Origin of the sequence: Cyanobium sp. Aljojuca 7D2, assembly GCF_024346415.1 — a bacterium.
Classification (GTDB): Bacteria; Cyanobacteriota; Cyanobacteriia; order PCC-6307; family Cyanobiaceae; genus Cyanobium_A.
Genome location: NZ_JAGQCX010000002.1, coordinates 1 through 23,026, shown reverse-complemented (window position 1 = coordinate 23,026; position 23,026 = coordinate 1). Strand labels below are relative to the sequence as shown.

Genomic DNA, 23,026 nt, shown 5'->3' with positions numbered 1-23,026 from the left:
GCCCCCGCCCTGTGCGCGGGCGCCCATCAGGCCAGCCAGTGGCCCAGGGCTGACCGGGAGAAGGCGGTGGCTCCCAGGCCGATGTAGCGGTGGGCCCACCAGAACACCGCCACGGCAATGGCGATGCCCAGCTGGGCCGGCCGCAGGAATTCGGAGAGCACCAGCTGCTGGCGGCCATCGAGCACGGCTTTGAAGGGAAGCACCGAGGTGCTGTCCTTGAGTTCCTCGAAGGCGGCCCCGAAGCGGTTGGCCAGGCGCCGGTCGCCGTTCCACACCGCAAATAGGTGATGGGCGATCAGGCCGGCGCAGGTGGCCACCATGAAACTGCTGCCGATCCAGAGCAGGTGGGTGGCGCACCAGAGGACCTGGCCGACGGCCTGGGGGTGGCGGCTGATGCGGATGATTCCCGTGGCGTAGAGCCGCACCTGGGGTTTGAGCACCGCCGGGATCTCCAGCAGGTTGTAGGTGGCTGGATACAGAAACAGGAAGCTGATGGCGGTGCCGGCCCATACCAGCGGCACGATCCAGGGCTGGTCCTGCAGGTTCCAGAGCCGAATGCCGTCGTAGCGGTGGGCTAGGAAGTAGCCGATCACCACCACCGCCGAGGGAATGCTCACGGCGGCAAACAACAGCCGCCAGGCCCGCTCACCGATGCGCTCCACGCCCCAGGCCCGCAGAGAGGCGCCGCCGCTGTGGATCACGGCGAAGGCCAGCAGCAGGGCGAGCATGACCCAGCTGCTGTGGTGGAGAGAGCTGGGGGGCACAGGCCTGGTGGGGAGTTGTGAAGCAGCTGATTCTCGCTGCCCAACTTCCCCCCTAGAGTTTTTACCTCGCCAGCCGGCAGGCCCAGGCCCACCCAGGCAACCCGATGGCAGATCTGCCTTTCACCCTTGATCAGCTCCGCATCCTGCGGGCCATCGCCTCGGAGGGCAGCTTCAAGAAGGCCGCCGACAGCCTGTATGTCACCCAGCCGGCGGTGAGCCTCCAGATCCAGAACCTGGAGAAGCAGCTGAGCGTGAGTCTGTTTGATCGCGGCGGGCGCAAGGCCCAGCTCACCGAGGCTGGCCACCTGCTGCTCAGTTACTGCGACCGGATCCTCAGCCAATGCCAGGAGGCCTGCCGGGCCCTCGAAGACCTGCACAACCTGCGCGGCGGCTCGTTGATCGTGGGCGCCAGCCAGACCACCGGCACCTATCTGATGCCGCGGATGATTGGTTTATTCCGCCAGAAATACCCGGAGGTGGCGGTGCAGCTGCAGGTGCACAGCACCCGCCGCACGGGCTGGAGTGTGGCCAATGGCCAGGTGGATCTGGCCATCATCGGCGGTGAGCTGCCCACCGAGCTCGGTGAGCTGCTGCAGGTGGTGCCCTACGCCAGCGACGAACTGGCCCTGGTGCTGCCGGTGAAGCACCCCCTGGCCCGCCTGCCCGAGCTCACCAAGGACGACCTCTACCGACTGGGTTTTGTCTGCCTCGATGCCCAGTCGACGACCCGCAAGATGGTCGACCAGCTGCTGGCCCGCTCCGGCCTGGATGTGGGCCGCCTCAAGATCGAGATGGAGCTCAACTCCTTTGAGGCGATCAAAAATGCCGTGCAGTCGGGCTTGGGGGCTGCCTTCCTGCCGGTGGTGTCGATCGAGCGGGAGCTCTCGGCCGGCACCCTGCACCGCCCCCAGGTGGCTGATCTGCTGGTGCGTCGCCAGTTGAAGCTGATCACCCACCCGGCCCGCTACTGCTCCCGGGCTGCCGATGCCTTCCGCAAGGAAGTGCTGCCGGTGTTCGCCAGCCCCGATAGCCCCCTGCGCCGCCCCCTGCAGCCGGACGCGCCAGTGGCCGCCACGCCTGCCTGAACCCAGATCTCAGAACTGATCGGCTTCGGGGGTGACGCCCACCGTGTCATCAGCGACGCCCTTGGTGAGGAATTTGTTCTGACTGGTGTCGGTCTGGTAGACGCAGCGCACGATCGGCTTGTCCTTGACTGAGCCGATGTAGGCGAAGGTGTTCATCCGCTGCTTGCACTGCCGCATCTGCTCGTTAGTAACGGCTCCTTCCTTCTGCAACACGCTCCAGTTTTCCCGCCGGATGACGCAGCCGGCCTTGAGTTCGGGCTGGGTCACGAAGCTGGAACTGGGGTTCATCGTGGTGTACAGCTCCACGTCCATCACGAAGGCGCTGGCGCCCCACTGACGGCAGAACTCCGGATCGGGCACGGCCATGTCGAGCTGCTGGCTGCTGGCGATGTTGCCCTGGTCGCCCTGGGTGGTGCTGGAGATGGCGGTGCCGATGCCGATCCCCACCACCAGCACGCCGGCCAGGATCGCCAGGGTGCCCACGTTGAATTGAAAGGGGCCATTGCCACCAGGTCCGTTGCCACCGGGGCCGCCCCCTGGTGCGCCCTTGCCCCCACCCCCGCTGCGCCCTGCTGGCCGCCGCGGTTCTCCTCGCCCATAGGACCCAGGGCCATAGCGGTCGTCGTCAAAGCGCTCCTCGGCATAGCGACCGCTGCTGGATCGGGTGCTGCCGGAGCGGCCATTGCCGTAGTCGGACGGGCGGGAGCGGCTCACAGGGTTTCGGTGCTGCGGGGCAGGCCCATCGAGTAGTTGAGCACGCGAGCATCAGGGTTGTAGCGAAGCTCTCCGACCTGCAGCAGCTGGCGGATCAGGCCTTCAAGCTCCGAGCCGATCTGGCGCAGGTTGTATTCGGTGAGGTCGGCGCCGGCCTGGGCTGCCACCAGCTCCCGGAAGCGCTCCTGCACCTTGGCCAGCACCGGGGCGTCCCAGAGGAATTCGTTGTCTGGATCCACATCCATGGTGAGCTGGCTGGGATCGGCCACCAGATTGCCGTTGTCCACCCGGGCTGTGAACAGCCGCACGTGACGGGTGGTGGACTTCAGCAGGGTCTCTGTGCTGGGAGCTTCAGCAGTGAGAGGGTCGGCAGGGCTTAAGTCGGCCATGGGAAGCAGTTGCGGGCACCCGATCAGCCAACTCTAGAAACCCCCCAGGGCGCGAAGGTCGGAAGCCGGCCTTTAAGGTTGCCACTGGTTTCAAGAGTGGGTATGCGCGTCGTCATCGCCGGAGCAGGACTGGCCGGGTTGTCGTGCGCCAAATATCTCTGTGATGCCGGCCACACCCCGGTGGTGGTGGAGGCCCGGGATGTGCTGGGCGGCAAGGTGGCGGCCTGGCAGGACGAAGACGGCGACTGGTACGAGACCGGTCTGCACATCTTTTTCGGCGCCTACCGAAACATGCGCCAGTTGTTCAAGGAGCTGGACATCGAAGACCGTCTGCAGTGGAAGAGCCACTCGATGATCTTCAACCAGAAGGAAACCCCCGGCACCTACAGCCGCTTCGATTTTCCTGATATCCCAGCCCCTTTCAATGGGGTGGCCGCAATTCTCGGCAACAACGACCTGCTCACCTGGCCCGAAAAGATCTCCTTCGGCCTCGGCCTCGTGCCAGCGATGCTGCGGGGCCAGCAGTACGTGGAGGAGTGCGATCAATACTCCTGGACCGAGTGGCTGCGGTTGCACAACATCCCCGAGCGGGTGAATGACGAGGTGTTCATCGCCATGGCCAAGGCGCTGAACTTCATTGATCCTGAGGAGATCTCCAGCACGGTGGTGCTGACTGCCCTCAACCGCTTCCTGCAGGAGAGCGATGGCTCCAAAATGGCGTTTCTCGATGGCAACCCGCCTCAGCGGCTGTGCCAGCCAATCGTCGATTACATCGAAGCCCGTGGTGGGGAGGTGCACCTCAACGCCCCCCTGCGCCAGATCGAGCTCAATGCCGACGGCAGCGTGAAGGCGTTCCAGATCGGTGGCATCAAGGGCCAGGAGCCCCGCACGCTCACGGCTGATGCCTATGTCAGTGCCATGCCGGTGGATCCCTTCAAACTGCTGCTGCCCGAGCCGTGGAAGGAGATTCCTTATTTCAAGAAGCTCGATGGGCTCAATGGTGTGCCGGTGATCAACATCCACCTTTGGTTTGACCGCAAGCTCACCGAGATCGACCATCTGCTGTTCAGCCGCAGCCCGCTGCTGAGCGTTTATGCCGACATGAGCAATACCTGCAAGGAATACGAGGACCCCAATCGCTCGATGCTGGAGCTGGTGTTCGCCCCGGCCAAGGATTGGATCGGTCGCCCCGATGAGGAGATCGTGGCGGCCACCATGGACGAGCTGAAGCGCCTGTTCCCGATGCACTTCACCGGTGAGAATCAGGCCCAGCTGCGCAAGTCGATTGTGGTGAAAACTCCCCTGTCGGTTTACAAAACCGTGCCGGGTTGCCAGCAGCTCAGGCCCGACCAGGCGTCGCCAATCCCCAACTTCTTTCTGGCCGGCTGCTATACGATGCAACGCTACTTGGCGTCGATGGAAGGGGCGGTGCTCAGCGGTAAGCAGTGTGCCCAGGCCATCGCCACGTCCCCCGTGGCCCAGTCGGAGGCAGGGGTCCCGGTGGCGGTCTGAGCGTGGTTGTTTCCGCGGTTCCAAACCTGGAGGAGGCCTATGAGGCCTGCCGCCGTGAGACGGCGGAGTGGGCCAAAACCTTTTATCTGGGCACCCTGCTGATGCCCCCTGCCAAGCGGCGGGCGATCTGGGCCATTTACGTGTGGTGCCGCCGCACCGATGAGCTGATGGACAGCCCGGAGGCGATGGCTCGCCCGGTGGAGGAGCTGGCGGCACGGTTGGACAGCTGGGAGCGGCGCACCCGGGAACTGTTCGAGGGAAAGGTGCGGGATGGTCTGGATCGGGTGATGGTCGACACGATTGAGCGCTACCCCCAACCGATCCAGCCCTACCTCGACATGATCGAGGGGATGCGGATGGACCTCACCACCAGCCGCTACGCCACGTTTGAGCAACTCAAGCTGTATTGCTACCGGGTTGCGGGCACCGTGGGCCTGATGACCCAGGAGGTGATGGGCGTGGATCCTGCCTACACCTCAGCCCCGTGGAGTGCCCGGCCCGACACCAGCGAGGCCGCTGTGGCTCTGGGGATCGCCAATCAGCTGACCAACATCCTGCGCGATGTGGGTGAGGATCGCGGCCGCGGCCGCATCTATCTGCCCCAGGAGGACCTCACCCGTTTCGGCTATAGCGAGGCCGAGCTGATGGCAGGCACCCTCAACGACAGCTGGCGTGAATTGATGCGCTTTCAGCTTGCCCGCGCCCGCGACTGGTTCGCCCGTTCAGAGGCAGGTGTGCGTTGGCTAGCACCCGATGCCCGCTGGCCGGTCTGGGCATCGCTGCGCCTGTATCGCGGCATCCTCGATGTGATCGAGGAACTGGATTACGACGTGTTCAACCACCGGGCTTATGTGCCCACCTCAGGCAAATTTCTGGATCTGCCCCGCTCGTTTGTCATCGCCCAGGCGCGCTGAGCTGATCAGGCTTGGCCAATCCAATTCAGCAGGATTGGATTCACCTGCTCAGGCGCTTCGTCGTGGGGGCAATGACCCAGCCCGGGCAGCACCTTCAGCTCCTGGATGCAGGCAAAGCTGTCAGCCCAGCGGCGGGCTTCGGCGGGATCTTCCCAGGGGTCGGCTTCGCCCCAGAGCATCCGTACCGGCACTGGTGGGTCGGCGGCACTGAGATCGGCGAGCAGCTGCGGGGCCAGGTGGTCGTTGAACAGGTTGACGAAGCCTCGGAAGCTTTCGGTGGCTCCGGGATCGGTGCTGGGGCGATGCAGCAGGGCCACCAGTGCGTCGTCAATGTTGGCTCCGCTGGGGTAGGCCCGCGCCAGCACGCTGCGGATAAAAGCCGGCTGGGCCAGAAGGCGAAACAGGGGGGCGATCACCCAGCGTTGCCGCACCAGGCTTTTCACCAGGGGGCGACTGGCCCGCTCCCAGCCTGGGAGTTGGGCGGCCCGTTTGTCGTCGAGGGTGCGCTGGGCGCAGTCGATCAACACGACCTGGGCCGGTGGGGTGCCCTCGCGCAACAGCACTCTGGCGGCCGTCAGAGCGACCATGGCGCCGATCGAGTTGCCTACCAGGTGCACGCGTGGGGCTGACCCTGCCCCGTGCGGAAGCAACCGCTCGCGCACCAGATCGGCCACCAGCTGGCCCCAGAGGTCGAAGCTGTACTGCACGGCGCCCGGCTGCTCGGGTTCGTCGGCCAGCCGGGAGCGTGGTTTGTCACTGGCACCGAAGCCCAGCAGATCAACCGCCAGAACATGGGCCTGGAGAGCCAATGCCGGCAAGTTGTGGCGCCAGTGACCCACGGAGGCGCCGAAGCCATGGATCAACAGCACCTTGGTGCTGTTGCCGGGATTGCCGGCCTCCACCAGGTGAATCCTGTGGTCTTGCCAGGTCCAGGGGATGGGGGTGGTCAGACCGCGGCTGTCTGGTTGGCCAGCATCGACTTGAGCTTGGCCAGTTCGCCGGCCCAGCGGGGATCGGGGGCTTCGCTGTCGACGTTGTCGGCATGCACCACCTTGTTGACGGCCTTGCGGGCTGCGGTGGGGGCGCTGCCATTGCGGCGATCGCTGGGGGCTGCGCTGCGGCTCTCCTTGCGCTCAGACACCTCGATCCGCAGGGCGTTGCCGCCGAAATCCTTGCCGTTGAGCTGCTCGATCACGGTGTCGGCCAGCTTCTGGTCGTCAACGTTGGCAAAGCCGAAACCACGGCAGGCGCCGGTGTCGCGGTCGTTGACGGCCTTGAAGCGCACCCCTTCGCCCACGGCACTGAACAGAGCCTCAAGCTCCTTGGCATCAAAGGTCTGCGGCAGATTGCCGACGTAGAGGCGAATGCTCATGGGGAAGGGGTAGAAAAAACTATCTGCAGGCGAGGAGAAGCCTCTCGATGCGCCTTTGCTCAGAAAGTTAATCACGCCGGCTGTCCAGCCCATCGCTCCCTTTCTGCTGCATCCACCAGCGTTGTGCTGCTGCCAGGGCCGTGGGGCGCTCCTCGGGGCCGTCTCCCAGGCGGCCGAAGGCCCGCTCCAGGGTGAGGTGATCCAGCAGGCGCCCCAGCTCGGGTCCGGCCGGGATCCCCAACTGCTGTTGGAGTTGGCGGCCATCCAGCGGCGGGCGTGGATGCAGCAGCGGATCGTGGGGGTTGCGCCAGCGCTCCAGCAGGTCGCCGGGGGGTTGGGTCAGCAGCAACAGCAGGGCGGGCAGATCGCCGTCCAGGTCCCGATGCAGTGCCACGCGGTTGGGCTCCGCCAGCCCAGTCCAGCCGCCGGCATCCTCCAGTTCCCCACGCCAGCGCCGCAGGGCCCTGCAGCGTTGCTGCAGCCGCCGGCTGCTGCGCAGCGCGATCAGGGCCTCGGGGGGCAGCAGGGCGCTGAGCCGCGCCAGCGGCAGGGCCCAGGCCACTTCGGCATCCAGCAGCCCCTGCCGCTGCGCCAGCTCCAGGCTGAGGGCGCTCAAGGCTGGGGCTGCGGCGGCATCGGCGTGCCAGCGCTGCACCAGCCCGCAGCTCAGGGCGAGCACCAAGCCCCGCTCCCCTGCGGGGGCCTCGGCCAGCTTCTCCAGCTCCGCCAGCACCCGCTCGCCGGCCACGGCGCTCAGTTGGCTGGCATGGCGCTCAATCCAGGCTTGGCTGGTGGGCTCCAGGTCAAACACGAGGCTGCAGGCCAGGCGGATGCCCCGCAGCAGCCGCAGGGGGTCGGCCAGCAGGTTGGCCTCGCTCACGGCCACCAGTTGGCGGCGCTGCAGGTGAGCGAGGCCACCGGTGGGATCCACCAAGGCGGCTGGGCTGCCTGCGCCGGCGGACAGGGGCAGGGCCATGGCATTGACGGTGTAATCCCGGCGCCCCAGGTCGGCCTCCAGGGTCGCGCCGTCCCGCTGGGCCAGGTCGATGTTCCAGCCCTTCACCACGAGCCGGGCGATGCCGTGGTCGGCATCGAGCACCACGGCGCTGCCGCCGTGCTGGCGGGCCAGGTGTCGGGCCAGGGCGATGGCGTCGCCCTCCACCACGAAGTCGAGGTCGGGTTGGGGCGCGAGGCGGCCCAGCAGGGCATCCCGGATGGCGCCCCCCACCAGCGCTGTGCCCGGCGGCAGCGCCGCCAGCGGCAGCGGCCAGGGCTCGGCCAGCAGGCGCTGCCACAGCTGCTGAGCCACCTCGCCGGCAGAACGGTCAGCCGTCACAATGGGCGCCTGGCTCGGCCTGGGCAGCATGTGCATCTGCGTGGATTGCCACTGGGTCGACCGCTGTCAGGCCTACCACGCGGTGGAGCGGCAGCACGGTGTGCCTCACCTTTCCCTCCAGCCCGATTTCACGCCCGAGGAGCCGCGGATCCACGTGCAGGTGCAGGATTTGCCCCAGGGCGGCGTGGGTGTGGAATGGGATGTGCGGGCCTGCGCCAGCTTCCAGCGCGATGCAGGCCGCTGGCAGCGGTTGTGCCCCGGCGCTGCCCTGCCCCGATGAGGTGCTGGTGATGGGTGCTGTCTTGGCTTTGCACAGTTCCAGCGACGTGCTCGGTGTGGGGGTGCGCTGGCTTGATGCCGGCTCGGGCGGCGGCGAGGTGCGTGCCTTCCCGCTCGGTCGCGGCCTCTCCAACCAGCTGCTCAGCTGCGTCGAGCAGGTGTTGCCGGCCCACCAGTGGCCCCAGCTCACCCGTCTGGCGGTGGCCACGGGGCCCGGGGGCTTCACCGGCACCCGGCTCACCGTGGTGCTGGCCCGTACCCTGGCCCAGCAGCTGCAGCGTCCCCTCGATGGGGTGGGCAGTTTTCTGCTGGTGGCCCAGCGCCTGGGGATTCAAGAGCCCACCTGGCTGGTGCAGGAGCTGCCCCGTCGCGGGGTGGTGGCGGGCCTCTATGCCCCAGCGCCCGGAGGTGCCGGGGCGGGCTGCCTCGAGTTGGAGGCGCCGCGGTTGTTCGCCCCGGGCACGCCCGTGCCGCCGGGCCCGCAGCTGCCTGCGGCCGCCCAGCTGCCCGACGATGTGGCGCAGTTGCTGGAGCTCAGCGTGCGGGCCCATGCCCAGGGTCTGGAGGCCCCCTGGCAGCCCGTGTTGCCGCTCTATCCCACCTCGCCGGTGGCCGGGCTCTAATGGGGCGAGCACCCCAACGGCCTCGGCGCCACCGCCGTTCCAGTCGGCCGCTCCTCCGGCCCCGGGCGGGGGTGGCGTTGCTGCTGGCGGGAGGCCTGATCTGGCTATCGCGGGGATGGTGGAGGCCGGCGCCGCCGCCGGCCCAGATGATCCTGGTGCTCGGCGGCGATGTGGCGCGGGAGCAGCGGGCTGCGGCCCTAGCAGCCCGTCAGGGCCTGCCGGTGGTGGTGAGTGGCGGCAGCAACCCCGAGTACGCCCGCTGGTTGTTTGAGCAACGCCAGGGGCTGCCGCCCAGCCAGGTGCAACTCGACTACCGCGCCCGCGACACCCTCTCCAACTTCACCTCTCTGGTGGACGATCTGCGCCGCGCCCGCATCCGTCATGCCCTGCTGGTGACCAGCAGCGACCACATGGACCGGGCCCTGCTGGTGGGCCGGATTGTGGCGGGCAGCCGCGGGATTCACCTCACGCCCGTCTCCGTCGACTGCGCCGATCGCTGTCAGCCCGAGGGGCGCCGCAAGATCTGGGGCGATGGGGTTCGGGCGGCCTTGTGGGTGCTGAGTGGCCGCGACCTCAAGAGCTGGGCGGCAACGCAGCGCCTTCCCGGCCTGGGGCCAGCTGCCGCCCGCTGATCAGGCCCTGATCCAGCAAGGCATTGATCTGGGCCTGGCAGGCGGCGGTGGCGGCGTCGAGGTCGGGGCGGCGACGCGAGGCGGGTGGTGGGATCGGCGTGCCGATGCGGATGTGGATCGGCACCAGGCGGGCGCCCTTCTGGCCTGGGCCAAGGGCCCGGTGGCTGTTGATGATCGCCACCGGCAGCAGGGGCACACCGGCCCGGGCCGCCAGCAGGGCGGCACCGGCCTGGGGATCGTTGACCCGGCCGTTGCTCTGGCGGCTGCCGTCGATGAACACGCCGGTGGCCCAACCCTCCAGCAGTCGGTCGGTGGCGGTGCGGATCGCCTCGCGGTCGCTGGCGCCGCGGGACACCGGATAGGCCCCGCAGGCGCGGATGATCGGCCCCAGGATCGGCACCCGGAACAGCTCAGCCTTGGCCATGAAGGCCACGGGGCGGCCGAGGGCATGGCCCAGCAGCGGTGGATCGAGGTGCGAACCGTGGTTGGCCACCACCACCAAGGCGCCTTCCATCGGCACGTTGGCGTTGCCAGCGGTGCGGCCCCGGAAGAGCAACCGGTACACCGGAAACACCAGCAGGTAGCTGATCAGCCGGTAGGTGAGGCTGGGCCGGGGTGTGCGGATCAGGGCCGGCGGCTCGGCCGGTTTGCGGCGGCGCAGGGCCCGCCTAACGGCAGCGACAGGGCGATTCACAGCCCGATTCCCAGCCCCAGGTCAGCGCCGCCTCCGATCTGGGCGGTGGTGATGCCGTCGCAGCTGCGCTTGATCAGCCCGCTGAGCACGGCGCCGGGGCCGATCTCCACAGCGGTGCTGATGCCCAGGGCGCTGAACTGCTCCATGGTTTCGCGCCAGCGCACGCCGGTGGTCATCTGGTGAATCAGGCGGGCCTTGAGGGCTGGGCCGCTGGTTTCCGGGGTGGGATCGGTGTTGCTGAGCACCGGGATCGCCGCATCGGCGAAGGGCACCGCCTCCAGCTCGGCGGCAAAGGCGGCGGCTGCATCAGCCATGAAGGGGGAATGGAAGGCGCCGTTCACCGCCAAGGGAATGGCCCGCTTGCACTGGAGCTGGCCACTCACGGCCGCCACCGCTTCCGGGCTGCCGGAGAGCACCACCTGGGCGCTGCTGTTGTCGTTGGCGATCACCACGCCGTCGGTGGCGGCCACCAGGGCCTCCAGCTCGCCGCGATCGAAGCCCATCACGGCCGTCATGGCGCCGCCGCCCGCGGCGGCCATCAAGGTGCTGCGGGTTTTCATCAGCGCCAGGCCGGTGGCGAAGTCGAACACCCCGGCCACGTGCAAAGCCACCAGCTCGCCGAGGCTGTGGCCTGCCACCACCTGGGCCGTGCGCACCTGGGCCTTGAGCCCATCAGCCAGCAGGCTTTCGATCACGAACAGGGCCGGCTGGGTGTTGCGGGTGTCGTTGAGGTCGGATGGCTCGCCCTCGGATGACCCGTCTGCCGTGCCCGCGCAGATGGCCAGCAGGTCGCGGCCCAGCAGGGCTGACGCCTGCTCGAAGCGCTGCTGGGCTCCAGGAAGCTCCAGCACGGCCTCAGCCATGCCGATTTTTTGTGAGCCCTGGCCAGGAAACACCCAGGCAATGCCCATGCTGCCGCTCTCCGAGGAAGACGGGTGGAGATTAGGTCTCGGCCACCCGTCGCTCCTTGTCAGGGTTGTGGTCCACCCCAGCGCAGAAGGGCCGCGCCCCAGCTGAGGCCGGCGCCAAAGCCGCTGCTGGCCAGCAGATGGCCCGGCTGCACCCGGCCGTCTTTGACCGCCTCATCCAGCATCAACGGGATCGTGGCGGCTGAGGTGTTGCCGTAGTGGGCCAGGTTGCTGAGCACCTGGTCATGGGGCATGGCGAAGCGGTCGGCCACCGCATCAAGGATGCGCTGGTTGGCCTGGTGCAACAGCAGCCAGTTGAGCTGCTCTGGGGCGGTGCCGGTGGCCTCCAGCAGCTCGCTGAGGATCGCCGGCACTTCGCGCACCGCGAATTTGTAGACCTCCTGCCCGTTCATCTGGATCGGGGCGAAGCCGCCCTGTTGGGCCGTGAGACCGCCGAGCAGGGGGGCATGCCGATCCACCTGGGCCAGGGTGAGGCAGGCATTGCGGCTGCCGTCGGAGCGCATGCGGAAGCCCAGCAGGCCCGTGTCGCTCGCCGCGCAGGCCTCCACGGCCACCGCTGCGGCTCCATCACCGAACAGCACGCAAGTGGTGCGGTCGTCCCAGTCGACCCAGCGGCTCAATTGGTCGGCGCCAATCACCAGGGCCCGTCGCATCGCGCCGCTGCCTAGATATTGACCTGCGGTGATCAGCGCAAACAGAAAGCCGCTGCAGGCAGCGGTGAGATCAAAGGCCACGGCGTTGGTGGCCCCCAGGGCCCCCTGCACCCGCGGCGCCGTGCCGAATAGATCGTCGGGGCTGGAGGTGGCCAGCAGGATCAGGTCGAGATCCTCCGGTGCCCAGCCGGCGTGGTCGAGGGCGGCCTGGGCGGCACGGGTGGCCAGGCAGGTGAGGGATTCGCCAGGGCCGGCGACCCGACGGGCGCCGATGCCGGTGCGGGTGCGGATCCAGTCGTCGTTGGTGTCAACCCGCTCGCTGAGTTGCTGATTGCTGATGCTGGCCGCCGGCACGGCGCTGCCGGAGCCGACCAGGGCCATGCCGCCCAGCCCCGCTGATGTGTTGACTCCGCCGAGCGACACCGGGATCAGCTCACAGTGGAGTCAGTCAACCACAGCTGTACTGAGGGCATGCAGGTTGGCCATCACGCCATGGCTGGCGGCGGAGTGGGCCAGCCGCAGGGCGCTCAGCACCGAGAGGGCCTTGCTGCTGCCATGGCCGATCACGCACACCCCATCCACCCCCAGCAGCAGGGCGCCGCCGTGCTCGGCGTGGTCGAGGCGCTTTTTGATGCGGCGCAGGTTGTTGATCAGAAAGGCGGAGCCCACCTTGCCGCGGCGGCCCCGGGGCAGCTCCTCCTTGATCACATCCAGCAGCACACTCCCCACGCTCTCGAGGAATTTCAGCAGCACGTTGCCGGTGAAGCCGTCGCACACCACCACATCGAAGTTGCCTGAAAGGATGTCGCGGCCTTCGCAGTTGCCGGCGAAGTCAAAGCGCTGCTCCTCCGCCAGCAGGGGGTAGGTGCGCAGGCACAGCTCGTTGCCTTTGCACTCCTCCTCGCCGATGTTCACCAGGCCAATGCGGGGGCGGGCTACCTGCAGCACATCGCGGCTGTAGATGTGACCCAGCAGGGCCCACTGGTGCAGGTAGGCGGGCTTGCAGTCCATGTTGGCGCCCACATCCAGCACCAGCACCTGTTGCTCGGTGTCCTTGGTGGGAAACAGGGCGCCGATGGCCGGGCGATCGATGCTTTTGAGCCGGCCGAGCCGGAAGATTGCCGATGCCATCACGGCGCCGGAGTTGCCGGCGGAGTACACCGCGGTGGCCTGGCCCTGTTTGACCAGGTCCATGGCCATGTTGATGCTGGCGTCGCGCTTTTTGCGCACCACCGTGGCCTCCTCGTCCATGCCCACCGAGGGGCCGCTCGGCACCAGCTGGATCAGGCCTCTCGCCAAGGCCGCATTGAGCTGCTCCTGGAGGCCCATTTCGGCCATGGCGGCGTCCAGCCGGGCTGTTTCCGCCACGAACCGCACCCGCAGGGGCAGCAGCTCCACCGCCCGCAGGCAGCCTTCCAGGATCGGCCCGGGGGCGTAGTCACCGCCCATGCCGTCGACGGCCACCCAGAGGCGGTCGGCGTCGTTGATCGGTTTGTCCTCATCGGGTCCGCCCAACCCCCGCTGCAGGCGCCGCAGCGGATCAAACACCAACGGCTGCAGCACCGTGTTGGCCATGCTGCCCGCCGCGCTGGTGGCTGCTCCGGCTGCTCCGGCCATGCTGCCGGCCATCGTCCCCGCCATGCTCCCGGCGGTGCTGGCGGCAGAGGTGGCGGCGGTGGCGGCGGAGTCCACCAGGCTGGTGACCGCCGCGTTGCGGCGATACCAGATCACCAGCCGGCGGATGGCCCGGCTGGGCTTGGCGCGCTTGTCAGGTTCCTTCGGAGGCAACGGCGTCAACGATGCGTTGGAACAGATAGCCGGTGCCTCGAGCCGTGAGGATCAGCTCGGGGTTGGCCGGATCGTCCTCCAGTTTGGAGCGCAGCCGGGAGATATGGACATCCACGACCCTGGTGTCCACATGGCGCTCAGGGGTGTAGCCCCAGACGTCCTTGAGGATTTCGCCGCGGCTGAAGGGTTCGCCACTGCGGCTCACCAGTAGCTCAAGCAGGCTGAACTCCATGCCGGTGAGCCGGATGCGCTCGTCGCCCCGGTACACCTGGCGTTTGTTGGTGTCGATGCGCAGGTCGCCCACGGCGATCACCCCGGAATTGGGGATGCCGGCCACGGCTTCCTTCTCCACCCGGCGCAGCACGCAGCGGATGCGGGCTTCCAGCTCCTTGGGGCTGAAGGGCTTCACCACGTAGTCGTCGGCGCCGAGCTCCAAACCGGTGATGCGGTCAGCTACATCGCCCAGGGCCGTGAGCATCACGATCGGCACATCCGATTCCTTGCGCAGCTCCTGGCAGACGCCGTAGCCATCGAGCTTCGGCATCATCACGTCGAGCACCACCAGATCGGGCTGGGTCGTCTTGAACAACTCCAGGGCCTCAACGCCATCGCTGGCGGTGACCACCTGGTAGCCGATCATCGACAGCCGGGTTTCCAGAATCCGCCGGATGCTGGCTTCGTCATCGACGACCAAAATGGTCTCTTTGCCGTGGTGGGTTCCGGAGATGGTGGAGGGGGCGGAAGCCGTCATCACTGCAGCCGGGCTGCTACATCAGATAGCCCCTACTGAAAAGGCCAGAGGGGCAAACTTTTCATTCGACGCCACCTTTCTTCACACAGCCCCTTCCGCAGCCCTGCCCGTGGCCAAGCCCAGCTCCGTTTTTGTGTGCACCAGCTGTGGGGCCCAGGCGCGCCAGTTTTTTGGCAAGTGCGCCAGCTGTGGCAGCTGGAACACCCTGGTGGAGCAGAAGGCGGCGCCGGCAGCCGATAGCCGGCGCCGCAGGCCGGTGGCGGAACCGTCGGCGGGGCTGGCGGCCGCCGCCGGTCAGCCGCGGCGCTCCGAGCCGATCCAGGCGGTGGGGGAGCGGCCTTTGCAGCGGCTCAGCAGCGGCTATGGCGAGCTGGATCGGGTGCTAGGCGGCGGGCTGGTGCCCGGGTCCCTGGTGCTGGTGGGCGGCGATCCGGGCATCGGCAAGAGCACCCTGCTGCTCCAGAGCGCCCGCGCCATGGCCGGCCGGGCTTCCGTGCTCTACGTGAGCGCGGAGGAATCGGCCCAGCAGGTGAAGCTGCGCTGGCGCCGGCTGGCCCAGGTTGCCTTGAGCAACGCTGATGCGGGCGGCGAGCCCGAAGCTGGGGCCGATTTTCAGTTGCTCTCGGAAACCGACCTGGAGCTGGTGCTGCAGGAACTGGAGGCCCTGCGGCCGGCGGTGGCGATCATCGACAGCATCCAGGCCCTGCACGACGCCGAACTCGGCAGCGCCCCCGGTTCGGTGTCCCAGGTGCGGGAATGTGCCGCTGCCCTGGCCCGCATCGCCAAGCGCCAGGACACGGCCCTGCTGCTGGTGGGGCACGTGACCAAAGAGGGTGCCCTGGCGGGCCCCAAGGTGCTGGAACACCTGGTGGATGCGGTGCTCACCTTCGAGGGGGACCGCTTCGCCAGCCACCGGCTGCTGCGGGCCGTCAAAAACCGCTTTGGTGCCACCCACGAGCTGGGGGTGTTTGAGATGCGCGATCGGGGCCTGGCGGAGGTGACCAACCCCAGCGAGCTGTTTCTGGGCAGCGACGAGCCCAGTGCCGGCACCGCCACGATCGTGGCCTGCGAGGGCACCCGGCCGCTGGTGGTGGAGCTCCAGGCCCTGGTGAGCACCACCAGCTACGCCAGCCCGCGCCGCAGTGCCACCGGCATCGCCGCCAATCGCCTGCACCAGATCCTGGCGGTGCTGGAGAAGCACCTGGGCCTGCCCCTGTCGCGCTTCGACTGCTACCTGGCGGTGGCCGGTGGCCTGGAGGTGGAGGAGCCGGCGGCGGATCTCGGCGTGGCCGCGGCGGTGGTGGCCAGCTACCGCGACCTCACCCTGCCGCCCGGCACGGTGCTGGTGGGGGAGCTGGGGCTGGGCGGCCAGCTGCGGCCCGTGGGGCAGCTGGAGCTGCGGCTGCAGGAGGCGGCACGGCTGGGCTTCACCCGGGCGGTGGTGCCCAAGGGCTCCGGCCTGGCCAAGGCGGCCGCTGGCCTGGGCCTGCAGCTGCTGGAGGCCGGTGCCGTGGCCGAAGCGCTGGTGGCGGCGCTGGGGGTGAACCCGGCAGATGATCGGGTTTGAACCGGATCAGAAATACACGTCGACGCTGCCGCGACCGCTGGTCTTGAGCCAGTTCTGGGCTTCGATGTAGTTGTTGGGGGCCAGGCGAATCGCCTTACCCCAGAAGTCGGCAGCCTGGTCGAAGCAGCGGTCGGCCTCATCGGCGTCGCCCCGCTCCTCGGCGATCGAGCCCAGGTGGTGGTGGATCACCGCCATGTTGTTGAGGGCCTGGGGCATCTTGCTGTTGAGATCCAGGGCCTGGCCATAGAAGTCGAGCGCCTTGGCGTGCTCGCCGTTGCTGGCGAACACCAGGGCCATGTTGTAGAGGATGAAGGCCTTGTCGTTGGGGTCGTCTTCGAGCTTGAGGGCTTCCTCGTAGTTCTCCAGTGCTTCGGCGTATTCGCCATCGGCCTGGGCGCTCATGCCGTCGCGGTAGTAGGCGAAGGCCTCCTTGGCGCGCCGGTTGGTGGGCAGCACCTTGAGGATCAGGTCAGCCATCACCGTGAAGCTCTTGTCGATGAAGTTGTCGTTGCGTTGGCTGCGGGGCACGGTGACGTCGGTGAGCGGCGTGGATCCCATCCTGGCGGATCTGCCTAACGTGAGCCGATCGTTGCCCCCTTCAGGCCTTGTCCCCGCTCCAGGAGCCACGCCCGCTGGAGCCCCTCCTGCTGGAAATAGAGGGGATGAAGTGCGGCGGCTGCGTCCGTGCCGTCGAACAGCGGCTGCTCGATCAACCCGGCGTGCGCCAGGCCAGCGTCAACCTGCTCACCCGTACGGCCTGGGTTGACCTCGCCTCTGCCGAGGCCGATCAGGCGGCTTTGCTAGCTGCCCTGGCGGGTCTGGGGTTTGAGGCCCGGCTGCGCTCCAGCGATGGCGCGTTGTCGTCGCGGCGGGAGCGGCTGCAGACCCAAACCTGGTGGCAGCACTGGCGCCAGCTGGTGGTAGCCCTGGTGCTGCTGCTGGTTTCAGGGTTGGGCCACCTGCACGGCACCGGGCTGGATGCCCTGTGGATTCATGCCCTGGTTGCCACGTTGGCCTTGGCCGGCCCTGGGCGCCCGATCCTGGTGCGGGGCGTCCAGGCGGCCTTGGCGGGGCTGCCCAGCATGGACACCTTGGTGGGGCTCGGGGTGCTGAGCGCCTATCTGGCCAGCCTGGTGGCCTTTCTCTGGCCCCAGGGAGGTTGGCCCTGCTTCTTCAACGAGCCCGTGATGCTGCTGGGCTTTGTGCTGCTGGGTCGCTTCCTGGAGGAGAGGGCCCGCTTCCGCACGGGCCGCGCCCTCGAAGAGCTGGCCGAGCTGCAACCCGACACCGCCTTGCTGCTGTTGGGCGAGGGACCGCCCCGGCCGGTGCGGGTGGGTGGCCTGCGTCCCGGTGATCGCGTTCAGCTGCTGCCCGGCGATCGCGTGCCGGTGGACGGTGTGGTGCTGGAGGGTGCCTCGGCGGTGGATGTGTCGGGCCTTACCGGCGAACCGCTGCCACTGCAGGCTGTAGCGGGCAGCGAGCTGGCCGCGGGCAGCCTCAATCTGGAGGCCCCGCTGGTGCTGGAGGTGCGCCGCCGCGGGGCCGACAGCGCCATCGCCCGCATCATCCACCTGGTGGAGCGGGCCCAGGCCCGCAAGGCGCCGATCCAGGGGTTGGCCGACCGGGTGGCGGGCCGCTTCACCCTGGTGGTGCTGGCCTTGGCCGTCGCCACCTTGCTGTTTTGGTGGCTGCTGGGCACCCAGCTGTGGCCCCAGGTGCTCAGCCCAGCCCACGCGTCCGGCGTGATGGGCGGGCACCCTGGCAGCCATGGGGTGCTGGGGGCCGGTGCTGACACCCCGTTTGCCCTGGCCCTGCAGCTGGCGATTGCCGTGCTGGTGGTGGCCTGTCCCTGTGCCCTCGGGCTGGCCACTCCCGTGGCGATCACGGTGGCCACCGGTCGCGCCGCCCGCGCCGGCCTGCTGTTTCGAGGCGGCGATGCGATTGAAATTGCGGCTGGAATCGAAGCCCTGCTGTTTGACAAAACCGGCACCCTCACCGTGGGGCGGCCGTTGGTGGCGGCGGTGGAACCCCTGGGGGATCTGCCCCCTGATCGCTTGGTGCAGCTGGCTGCCAGCCTGGAGGCCGGCAGCCGCCATCCTTTTGGATTTGCCCTGCTGCAGGAGGCCCAGCGGCGCGGTCTGGAGCTGCTGGAGGTGGTGGGGGGCCACAGCGTGGCTGGCCAGGGCGTCAGCGGCTGCATCGCCGACCACAGCTTGCGGGTGGGGCGGTTGGCCTGGGTGGACCCCTCCCCCACGCCGGAGTTGCTGGCCCGGCAGGCGCTGCTGGAGTGCCACGGCGCCAGCGTGCTGGCGGTGGCCGATCAGCACGGCCTGCTGGGGTTGGTGGCGGTGGACGACCAGCCCCGCCCCGATGCCGCTTCGGTGCTGGAGGCCTTGCGGGGCCTTGGGTTGCATCTGGGTCTGTTGAGTGGCGATCGGCGGGAGCCGGTGCAGCAGCTCGGAGCCCGGCTGGGGTTGGCGTCGGCGGAGCTGGCCTGGGAGCTGCGGCCCGAACAGAAGCTGGAGCGGATCCTGCAGCACCCGGCCCGCGGCGCCCTGGCGATGGTGGGCGATGGCATCAACGACGCCCCTGCTCTGGCGGCGGCGGATCTGGGCATCGCCGTGGGCACCGGCACCCAGATCGCTCAGGACACGGCGGATCTGGTGGTGATGGGCGATCGCCTGGAGGGCATTGTGCGGGCCTTGCTCTTGGCCCGGCGCGCGATGGCCAAAGTGCGCCAAAACCTCGCCTGGGCCTTCGGCTACAACCTGATCGTGTTGCCCCTGGCAGCCGGCGTGCTGCTGCCCGGATTCGGGGTGCTGCTCACCCCGCCGCTGGCGGCCCTGCTGATGGCCTTGAGCTCGATCACGGTGGTGGTCAACGCCCTGCTGCTGCAGGATGGGTTCCCTGATTCCCGTTGATCTCCAGGTGGCAGAACCGGCAGTGGCTCCCCGCGGTCGGTTCGTGGTGCTTGAGGGCATCGACGGCTGCGGCAAAACCACCCAGTTGGAAGCCCTGCGCACCTGGTTGCCCAGCAGTGGCCTGCTGGCGCCGGGTGCCCAGCTGATCGTCACCCGGGAGCCGGGCGGCACAGCCCTGGGCTCCGCCCTGCGGCAGCTGCTGCTGCATCCGCCCGGGGAGGCGGCGCCGGAGCCGATGGCCGAGCTGCTGCTCTATGCCGCCGACCGGGCCCAGCATCTGGAGCAGGTGATCCGCCCGGCCCTGGCGGTGGGTCACTGGGTGCTGAGCGATCGCTTCAGCGGCTCCACGGCCGCCTACCAGGGCTATGGCCGCGGCCTCGACCTGCCCACCATCGCCCAGTTGGAGCAGTTGGCCACCGGTGGTCTGGCGCCGGATCTCACCCTGTGGCTGGAGCTGCCCCTGGCCGAATCGCTGCGCCGCCGGGGAGCCCGCTCCGCCGACCGCATCGAGGCCAGTGGGGAAGCCTTTCTGCAGCGGGTGGCGGATGGCTTTGCGGCCCTGGCCCGCGAGCGTGGTTGGCGGCGCGTTGATGCCACCCAGTTGCCCGATCAGGTGGCGGCGTCCTGCCGCAGCCTGTTGGCCGGCTTGGCGGCTGGCACGGTTTCGTGACGGCGCTGTTTGAGGATCTGCTGGGTCAGCCGCGGGCCGTGGCCCTGCTGGAGGCCTCCCTGGCCCAAGGTCGCTTGGCGCCGGCCTACCTGTTTGCCGGCCCGGATGGCGTGGGCCGCCGGCTGGCGGCGCTGCGCTTTCTTGAGGGAGTGTTGGCGGGGCCGATGGGCGATGCCGGCATCCGGCGGCGGCTGCAGGAGGGCAACCATCCCGACCTGCTCTGGGTCGAGCCCACTTACCAAGACAAAGGCCAGTTGGTGCCCGCCTCCAAGGCCGAGGAGCTGGGGCTGGCGCGGCGGGCGGCACCCCAGCTGCGGCTCGACCAGATCCGCGAGGTCTCGCGGTTTCTTTCCCGCCGGGCCGTGGAGGCCAAGGGGTGTCTGGTGGTGCTGGAGGGGGCTGAGGCGATGGCGGAAGGAGCGGCCAATGCCCTGCTCAAAACCCTCGAGGAGCCCGGTGACGGCTTGGTTCTGCTGATCGCGGCGGCTCCGGATCAGCTGCTCAGCACGATCCGCTCCCGCTGCCAGCAGATTCCCTTCACCCGGCTCAGCTCCGAGCAGCTGGAGGTGGTGCTGGAGCGGTGTGGTCAGCCTGCCGCCAGCCACGACCCACCGGAGCTTCTGGAGCTGGCGGCGGGCTCGCCGGGGGCGTTGCTGCGCTGCCGCCAGAGCTGGGCCGCCCTGCCGGAGGGGCTGGTCGAGCGGCTCCTGGATCTGGCCAAGGCCGCGGATCCTGTGCAGGCCCTGGCGCTGGCCCGGGATCTGGCCGAGGCCCTGGATGGGGAGCAGCAGCTGTGGTTGCTCAACTGGTGGCAGTTGGCCCTCTGGCGCCGCCAGGCCCCGGTGGCCCAGCTGCAGCGCCTCGAGCGCCTGCGTAGCCAGCTGCGGGCCTACGTGCAGCCTCGGCTTGCCTGGGAAGTGGCCCTGCTGGAGCTGGCCGGCCTCTGAGTTCTTGGCAGGCTCAGTTCAACTGGCCTGGGCGAGTTGGTCGTCGCTGGGCAGTTCCAGGCAGTAGCCGGCGCCGTACACCGTCTTGATGAAGCGGGGCTTGCGCGGATCGGGTTCCAGCTTGGTGCGCAAGTGGCGCACATGCACCCGGATCGTCTCGATGTCGTCGTCGGGTTCGTAGCCCCACACCTCCTTGAGGATCAGCGAGGGCGCAACGGTTTGGCCGTGGCGCTGCAGCAGGCAGTGCAGCAGCTCAAATTCCAGGTGGGTGAGCCGCACTGCCACATCAAACCAGATGGCTTCAAACCGCTCTGGCACCAGGGTGAGACAGCCGTAGCTGAGGATTTCGTTGTGCTTGGCGGAGAGGGGGGCATGGTCGCTGCGGCGCAGCAGCGCCTTGACCCGCACCATCAGCTCTTCGAGGTCAAACGGTTTGGCCAGGTAGTCGTCGGCACCGGAGTTGAAGCCGCTCACTTTGTCTTTGATGCTGCCCAGGGCGGTGAGCATCAGGATTGGAATCTTGGCGGTGCGCTCATCCCGCCGCAACCGCTGGCAGAGGGTGAGCCCGTCCACTTTGGGCAGCATCAGATCCAGCAGGATCAGATCGGGGCTGTACTGCAGGGCCAGGGCCTGCCCCTTGATGCCGTCATCGGCCCGCTGCACGTCGAAGCCGCCATGCTCGAGGTGGCCTGCCACCAGCTCGCGCATGTCGCTGTCGTCTTCGATCAGCAGGATGCAGGGCTTCATGGGATTAGGCGGGGAGCGGCGGGGAGTGAATCAATCGCTACCGCTGCAGCGAAGTTGCAGGCATTTTCTACGGTTTTGCTGCCTGGGCGAGGGGCCCGTTGCGTGTGGGGCGCCGTGGATTCGGCGCTGGTGGGGGCGAGGGCCCATGGCGAAGGGCCTTCAGGGCGCGACTGGCCAGGGTTTGCCGCGTCCCGGGGGGCGAGCCAAGTCAGTAGATCTTTAGGATTTCTTCGCAGTTCTTTGTTGTAGCAGGCGGGCGCTTTGGTCAGTTTCCCAGCCCCTGGCGCTGTGGCGACCATAAAAAAACCGCAACCCGTGGGCTGCGGTTGATTGAAAAAGCTCCCCGGGCGGGATTCGAACCTGCGACCAATCGATTAACAGTCGATCGCTCTACCGCTGAGCTACCGAGGAATGCGCCGATCGAAACCGGTTTGAAGAACTTACCCCTCAGGCCTGCCGGCCTGCAAGGGGTCCAGCTGCTGGGCCAGCACGGGGCCGTCCTGCCAGCGCCCGACGGCCCCGTGCTCCATCAACGCGGCCCCGTCACAACGCTGCAGCTCCTCGAGCCGATGGGTGATCCACAGGGCCGTGAGTGGGGCATCGGCGTGGTGGGTGAGCTGCCAGAGCAGCTGCAACACCTCGTGCTGGCTGTCGGGATCGAGCAGGGCGGTCGGCTCATCAAGCAGCACCAGGTCGGCGGCACTGGCCAGGGCGCCGGCGATGGCCAGGCGTTGTTTCTGGCCGCCGCTGAGGGTGTGGATCGGCCGCTCTGCAAACCCATGGAGGCTGACCTGGTCAAGGGCCTGTTCCACCCTTTGGTGCCGTTCCGCGTCGCTGAGGTCGGCCGGCAGGCCCAATTGCAGGTCGCTGGCGCAGCTCGGCAGCAGCAATTGGTGATCGGGGTTCTGGAACACCAGGGCGGCCTTGCCGGGGGCGTGGATGCGGCCGCTGCGGGGCTCAAGCAGCCCTGCGATCAGGCGCAGCAGGGTGCTTTTGCCGCTGCCGTTGCTGCCCACCAGCATCCACAGCCCCGGCCGTGGGATCTGCAACGTGCAGTGGCGCAGCGCCGGGCGACCGTTGGGCCAGGCGAAGCTGAGTCGCTCCACCGTCAGGGGAGGAGTCATGGCGGGAGTGGCTCCAAAGCGCTCGGCCCGGTTTCAGCCCTCGAAGCTGAAGCCGGGGCGCTTGCCGCCGCTGCCCACCGCCGACTTTTCATACAGCTGCACGGCCACCACTTCGCTGGTGAGCAGGCTGATCCGCTTGTCCTCCTCCTTCTCGCAGGTCAACTCGAGTAGGCGCGGTCCGGTGCCCTCCAGCGCCTGGCGCACTTGGCCATAGAGGGCCTGGGCGTCGGCCAGCTCTTTGCGCTGCACGGCAACGGGCATTGGGCTGAGCTTGAGGGAGAGCTCGACGACGTACATGAAACCGGAATGGACTCGCCCCACTGTGGCGAATCGGGCCTCGCTTGGCGTTAGCGCGTCGCCAGGCACTGGAGCGCTAAGTAGATGTGCTCAGCTTCGGGCGGGCACGCGCGGTTCGGGGGCCAAGACCCGTAAAGTTCCGTTGTAACGCTTCATGAAGCCGCTCTCATGACGATCGCTTTAGGGCGCGCGCCGCAGCGGGGATGGTTCGACGTCCTCGATGACTGGCTCAAGCGCGACCGCTTCGTATTTGTGGGTTGGTCGGGTCTGCTCCTGTTCCCCACCGCCTACCTGGCGCTGGGTGGCTGGCTGACCGGC

Annotated in this window: 25 protein-coding genes, 1 tRNA gene and 1 pseudogene; 11 read left to right on the top strand and 16 right to left on the bottom strand. The window is 68.2% G+C overall.

All coding sequences use genetic code 11. The features are described 5' to 3' along the window. Positions 1-26: 26 nt before the first annotated feature. Positions 27-728: an NnrU family protein gene (locus KBY57_RS02360; RefSeq protein WP_254994288.1), complete on the bottom strand. Its 702-nt coding sequence runs from the start codon at positions 726-728 to the stop codon at positions 27-29. Positions 729-868: 140 nt separating this feature from the next. Between KBY57_RS02360 and KBY57_RS02355 the strand changes: the two genes are divergently transcribed. Next, positions 869-1,849 carry a LysR family transcriptional regulator gene (locus KBY57_RS02355; RefSeq protein WP_254994287.1) on the top strand — a complete coding sequence of 327 codons (981 nt, stop codon included), beginning with the start codon at positions 869-871 and terminating at the stop codon, positions 1,847-1,849. A 9-nt stretch (positions 1,850-1,858) separates the two neighbouring features. On the opposite strand, the gene KBY57_RS02350 is transcribed toward KBY57_RS02355, so the two are convergent. Together KBY57_RS02350 and KBY57_RS02345 are read right to left on the bottom strand one after the other, a co-directional pair. After that, positions 1,859-2,563, bottom strand: coding sequence for a DUF3172 domain-containing protein (locus KBY57_RS02350; protein WP_254994286.1), 705 nt, complete (start codon positions 2,561-2,563; stop codon positions 1,859-1,861). Next, the gene (locus tag KBY57_RS02345) at positions 2,560-2,952 is read right to left on the bottom strand and encodes an NAD(P)H-quinone oxidoreductase subunit M (RefSeq protein WP_254994285.1); all 393 of its coding nucleotides are present in this window, start codon (positions 2,950-2,952) and stop codon (positions 2,560-2,562) included. Before KBY57_RS02345 ends, KBY57_RS02350 begins: the two co-directional genes overlap by 4 nt. A 102-nt stretch (positions 2,953-3,054) precedes the next feature. Here KBY57_RS02345 and pds point away from each other — a divergent pair, with 102 nt between their 5' ends. Together pds and KBY57_RS02335 are read left to right on the top strand one after the other, a co-directional pair. Then, positions 3,055-4,464 carry a 15-cis-phytoene desaturase gene (pds, locus tag KBY57_RS02340; RefSeq protein WP_254994284.1) on the top strand — a complete coding sequence of 470 codons (1,410 nt, stop codon included), beginning with the start codon at positions 3,055-3,057 and terminating at the stop codon, positions 4,462-4,464. A gap of 2 nt (positions 4,465-4,466) precedes the next feature. Beyond that, positions 4,467-5,378: a phytoene synthase gene (locus KBY57_RS02335; protein ID WP_409996389.1), complete on the top strand. Its 912-nt coding sequence runs from the start codon at positions 4,467-4,469 to the stop codon at positions 5,376-5,378. 5 nt (positions 5,379-5,383) lie between these two features. Here KBY57_RS02335 and KBY57_RS02330 read toward each other — a convergent pair whose 3' ends face one another. From KBY57_RS02330 to KBY57_RS02320, 3 genes are all read right to left on the bottom strand, one after another. Continuing rightward, complete coding sequence (locus KBY57_RS02330) at positions 5,384-6,280, bottom strand: alpha/beta fold hydrolase (RefSeq protein ID WP_254994283.1); 897 nt, start codon at positions 6,278-6,280, stop codon at positions 5,384-5,386. A 44-nt stretch (positions 6,281-6,324) separates the two neighbouring features. Further along, on the bottom strand, positions 6,325-6,750 hold the full coding sequence (locus KBY57_RS02325) for an RNA recognition motif domain-containing protein (protein WP_254994282.1): 426 nt from the start codon (positions 6,748-6,750) through the stop codon (positions 6,325-6,327). A gap of 67 nt (positions 6,751-6,817) precedes the next feature. Next, positions 6,818-8,059, bottom strand: a complete 1,242-nt coding sequence (locus tag KBY57_RS02320; protein WP_254994281.1) for a CCA tRNA nucleotidyltransferase — start codon at positions 8,057-8,059, stop codon at positions 6,818-6,820. Between the two features lie 55 nt (positions 8,060-8,114). Here KBY57_RS02320 and KBY57_RS02315 point away from each other — a divergent pair, with 55 nt between their 5' ends. From KBY57_RS02315 to KBY57_RS02305, 3 genes are all read left to right on the top strand, one after another. Further along, positions 8,115-8,366 (top strand): Ycf34 family protein, encoded by a 252-nt coding sequence (locus KBY57_RS02315; protein ID WP_254994614.1) that lies wholly within the window; start codon positions 8,115-8,117, stop codon positions 8,364-8,366. Then, positions 8,317-8,988, top strand: a complete 672-nt coding sequence (gene tsaB, locus KBY57_RS02310) for a tRNA (adenosine(37)-N6)-threonylcarbamoyltransferase complex dimerization subunit type 1 TsaB (protein ID WP_254994280.1) — start codon at positions 8,317-8,319, stop codon at positions 8,986-8,988. The genes KBY57_RS02315 and tsaB overlap by 50 nt, the downstream gene beginning before the upstream one ends. 146 nt (positions 8,989-9,134) lie before the next feature. Beyond that, entirely contained in the window at positions 9,135-9,620 is a 486-nt protein-coding gene (locus KBY57_RS02305) for a YdcF family protein (RefSeq protein ID WP_409996388.1), read from the top strand. Here KBY57_RS02305 and KBY57_RS02300 read toward each other — a convergent pair. The 5 genes from KBY57_RS02300 to rpaB form a co-directional block, all read right to left on the bottom strand. Beyond that, a complete protein-coding gene (locus tag KBY57_RS02300) occupies positions 9,562-10,314 on the bottom strand; it encodes a lysophospholipid acyltransferase family protein (RefSeq protein WP_254994278.1) in 753 nt (250 codons plus the stop codon). The genes KBY57_RS02305 and KBY57_RS02300 overlap by 59 nt on opposite strands. Further along, positions 10,311-11,225, bottom strand: a complete 915-nt coding sequence (fabD, locus tag KBY57_RS02295; protein ID WP_254994277.1) for an ACP S-malonyltransferase — start codon at positions 11,223-11,225, stop codon at positions 10,311-10,313. Before fabD ends, KBY57_RS02300 begins: the two co-directional genes overlap by 4 nt. Positions 11,226-11,284: 59 nt before the next feature. Then, positions 11,285-12,277, bottom strand: a complete 993-nt coding sequence (locus KBY57_RS02290) for a beta-ketoacyl-ACP synthase III (protein WP_254994613.1) — start codon at positions 12,275-12,277, stop codon at positions 11,285-11,287. Between the two features lie 63 nt (positions 12,278-12,340). Continuing rightward, entirely contained in the window at positions 12,341-13,684 is a 1,344-nt protein-coding gene (gene plsX, locus KBY57_RS02285) for a phosphate acyltransferase PlsX (protein ID WP_254994276.1), read from the bottom strand. Beyond that, the gene (gene rpaB, locus KBY57_RS02280; RefSeq protein ID WP_094560710.1) at positions 13,665-14,435 is read right to left on the bottom strand and encodes a response regulator transcription factor RpaB; all 771 of its coding nucleotides are present in this window, start codon (positions 14,433-14,435) and stop codon (positions 13,665-13,667) included. The genes plsX and rpaB overlap by 20 nt, the downstream gene beginning before the upstream one ends. Positions 14,436-14,544: 109 nt before the next feature. Here rpaB and radA point away from each other — a divergent pair, with 109 nt between their 5' ends. Further along, positions 14,545-16,002: a DNA repair protein RadA gene (gene radA / locus KBY57_RS02275; RefSeq protein WP_254994275.1), complete on the top strand. Its 1,458-nt coding sequence runs from the start codon at positions 14,545-14,547 to the stop codon at positions 16,000-16,002. Positions 16,003-16,008: 6 nt separating this feature from the next. On the opposite strand, the gene KBY57_RS02270 is transcribed toward radA, so the two are convergent. Continuing rightward, on the bottom strand, positions 16,009-16,530 hold the full coding sequence (locus KBY57_RS02270; protein WP_190390504.1) for a photosystem I assembly protein Ycf3: 522 nt from the start codon (positions 16,528-16,530) through the stop codon (positions 16,009-16,011). A gap of 77 nt (positions 16,531-16,607) precedes the next feature. Here KBY57_RS02270 and KBY57_RS02265 point away from each other — a divergent pair, with 77 nt between their 5' ends. Genes KBY57_RS02265 through KBY57_RS02255 form a run of 3 tightly spaced genes read left to right on the top strand, consistent with a single transcriptional unit; the run spans position 16,608 to position 20,540 of the window. Further along, a complete protein-coding gene (locus tag KBY57_RS02265) occupies positions 16,608-18,923 on the top strand; it encodes a heavy metal translocating P-type ATPase (protein WP_409996387.1) in 2,316 nt (771 codons plus the stop codon). Beyond that, the gene (tmk, locus tag KBY57_RS02260; RefSeq protein ID WP_254994274.1) at positions 18,901-19,593 is read left to right on the top strand and encodes a dTMP kinase; all 693 of its coding nucleotides are present in this window, start codon (positions 18,901-18,903) and stop codon (positions 19,591-19,593) included. Before KBY57_RS02265 ends, tmk begins: the two co-directional genes overlap by 23 nt. After that, positions 19,590-20,540 carry a DNA polymerase III subunit delta' gene (locus tag KBY57_RS02255; RefSeq protein ID WP_254994273.1) on the top strand — a complete coding sequence of 317 codons (951 nt, stop codon included), beginning with the start codon at positions 19,590-19,592 and terminating at the stop codon, positions 20,538-20,540. The genes tmk and KBY57_RS02255 overlap by 4 nt, the downstream gene beginning before the upstream one ends. A gap of 18 nt (positions 20,541-20,558) precedes the next feature. Here the strand turns inward: KBY57_RS02255 and KBY57_RS02250 are convergent, their stop codons facing one another. The 4 genes from KBY57_RS02250 to KBY57_RS02235 form a co-directional block, all read right to left on the bottom strand. Then, on the bottom strand, positions 20,559-21,287 hold the full coding sequence (locus tag KBY57_RS02250; RefSeq protein WP_254994272.1) for a response regulator transcription factor: 729 nt from the start codon (positions 21,285-21,287) through the stop codon (positions 20,559-20,561). A 339-nt stretch (positions 21,288-21,626) separates the two neighbouring features. After that, positions 21,627-21,698, bottom strand: a tRNA-Asn gene (locus KBY57_RS02245). Between the two features lie 29 nt (positions 21,699-21,727). Then, entirely contained in the window at positions 21,728-22,411 is a 684-nt protein-coding gene (locus KBY57_RS02240) for an ABC transporter ATP-binding protein (protein ID WP_254994271.1), read from the bottom strand. Between the two features lie 33 nt (positions 22,412-22,444). Continuing rightward, positions 22,445-22,708, bottom strand: coding sequence for a hypothetical protein (locus KBY57_RS02235; protein ID WP_254994270.1), 264 nt, complete (start codon positions 22,706-22,708; stop codon positions 22,445-22,447). Between the two features lie 168 nt (positions 22,709-22,876). On the opposite strand from KBY57_RS02235, the pseudogene KBY57_RS02230 reads away from it, so the two are divergent. Then, a pseudogene (locus tag KBY57_RS02230) lies at positions 22,877-23,026 on the top strand (photosystem II D2 protein (photosystem q(a) protein)); the annotation flags it as partial.

What these genes read in the sequence shown, in the direction of transcription:
- KBY57_RS02355 (WP_254994287.1), top strand. Translation starts at nt 869, where the DNA reads ATGGCAGATCTGCCTTTCACCCTTGATCAGCTCCGCATCCTGCGGGCC.
- KBY57_RS02315 (WP_254994614.1), top strand. Translation starts at nt 8,115, where the DNA reads ATGTGCATCTGCGTGGATTGCCACTGGGTCGACCGCTGTCAGGCCTAC.
- tsaB (WP_254994280.1), top strand. Translation starts at nt 8,317, where the DNA reads ATGCAGGCCGCTGGCAGCGGTTGTGCCCCGGCGCTGCCCTGCCCCGAT.
- rpaB (WP_094560710.1), bottom strand. Translation starts at nt 14,435, where the DNA reads ATGACGGCTTCCGCCCCCTCCACCATCTCCGGAACCCACCACGGCAAA.
- KBY57_RS02305 (WP_409996388.1), top strand. Translation starts at nt 9,135, where the DNA reads ATGATCCTGGTGCTCGGCGGCGATGTGGCGCGGGAGCAGCGGGCTGCG.
- tmk (WP_254994274.1), top strand. Translation starts at nt 18,901, where the DNA reads ATGGGTTCCCTGATTCCCGTTGATCTCCAGGTGGCAGAACCGGCAGTG.
- KBY57_RS02360 (WP_254994288.1), bottom strand. Translation starts at nt 728, where the DNA reads ATGCTCGCCCTGCTGCTGGCCTTCGCCGTGATCCACAGCGGCGGCGCC.
- KBY57_RS02235 (WP_254994270.1), bottom strand. Translation starts at nt 22,708, where the DNA reads ATGTACGTCGTCGAGCTCTCCCTCAAGCTCAGCCCAATGCCCGTTGCC.
- KBY57_RS02240 (WP_254994271.1), bottom strand. Translation starts at nt 22,411, where the DNA reads ATGACTCCTCCCCTGACGGTGGAGCGACTCAGCTTCGCCTGGCCCAAC.
- KBY57_RS02345 (WP_254994285.1), bottom strand. Translation starts at nt 2,952, where the DNA reads ATGGCCGACTTAAGCCCTGCCGACCCTCTCACTGCTGAAGCTCCCAGC.
- KBY57_RS02290 (WP_254994613.1), bottom strand. Translation starts at nt 12,277, where the DNA reads ATGGCCCTGGTCGGCTCCGGCAGCGCCGTGCCGGCGGCCAGCATCAGC.
- pds (WP_254994284.1), top strand. Translation starts at nt 3,055, where the DNA reads ATGCGCGTCGTCATCGCCGGAGCAGGACTGGCCGGGTTGTCGTGCGCC.
- KBY57_RS02250 (WP_254994272.1), bottom strand. Translation starts at nt 21,287, where the DNA reads ATGAAGCCCTGCATCCTGCTGATCGAAGACGACAGCGACATGCGCGAG.
- KBY57_RS02325 (WP_254994282.1), bottom strand. Translation starts at nt 6,750, where the DNA reads ATGAGCATTCGCCTCTACGTCGGCAATCTGCCGCAGACCTTTGATGCC.
- fabD (WP_254994277.1), bottom strand. Translation starts at nt 11,225, where the DNA reads ATGGGCATTGCCTGGGTGTTTCCTGGCCAGGGCTCACAAAAAATCGGC.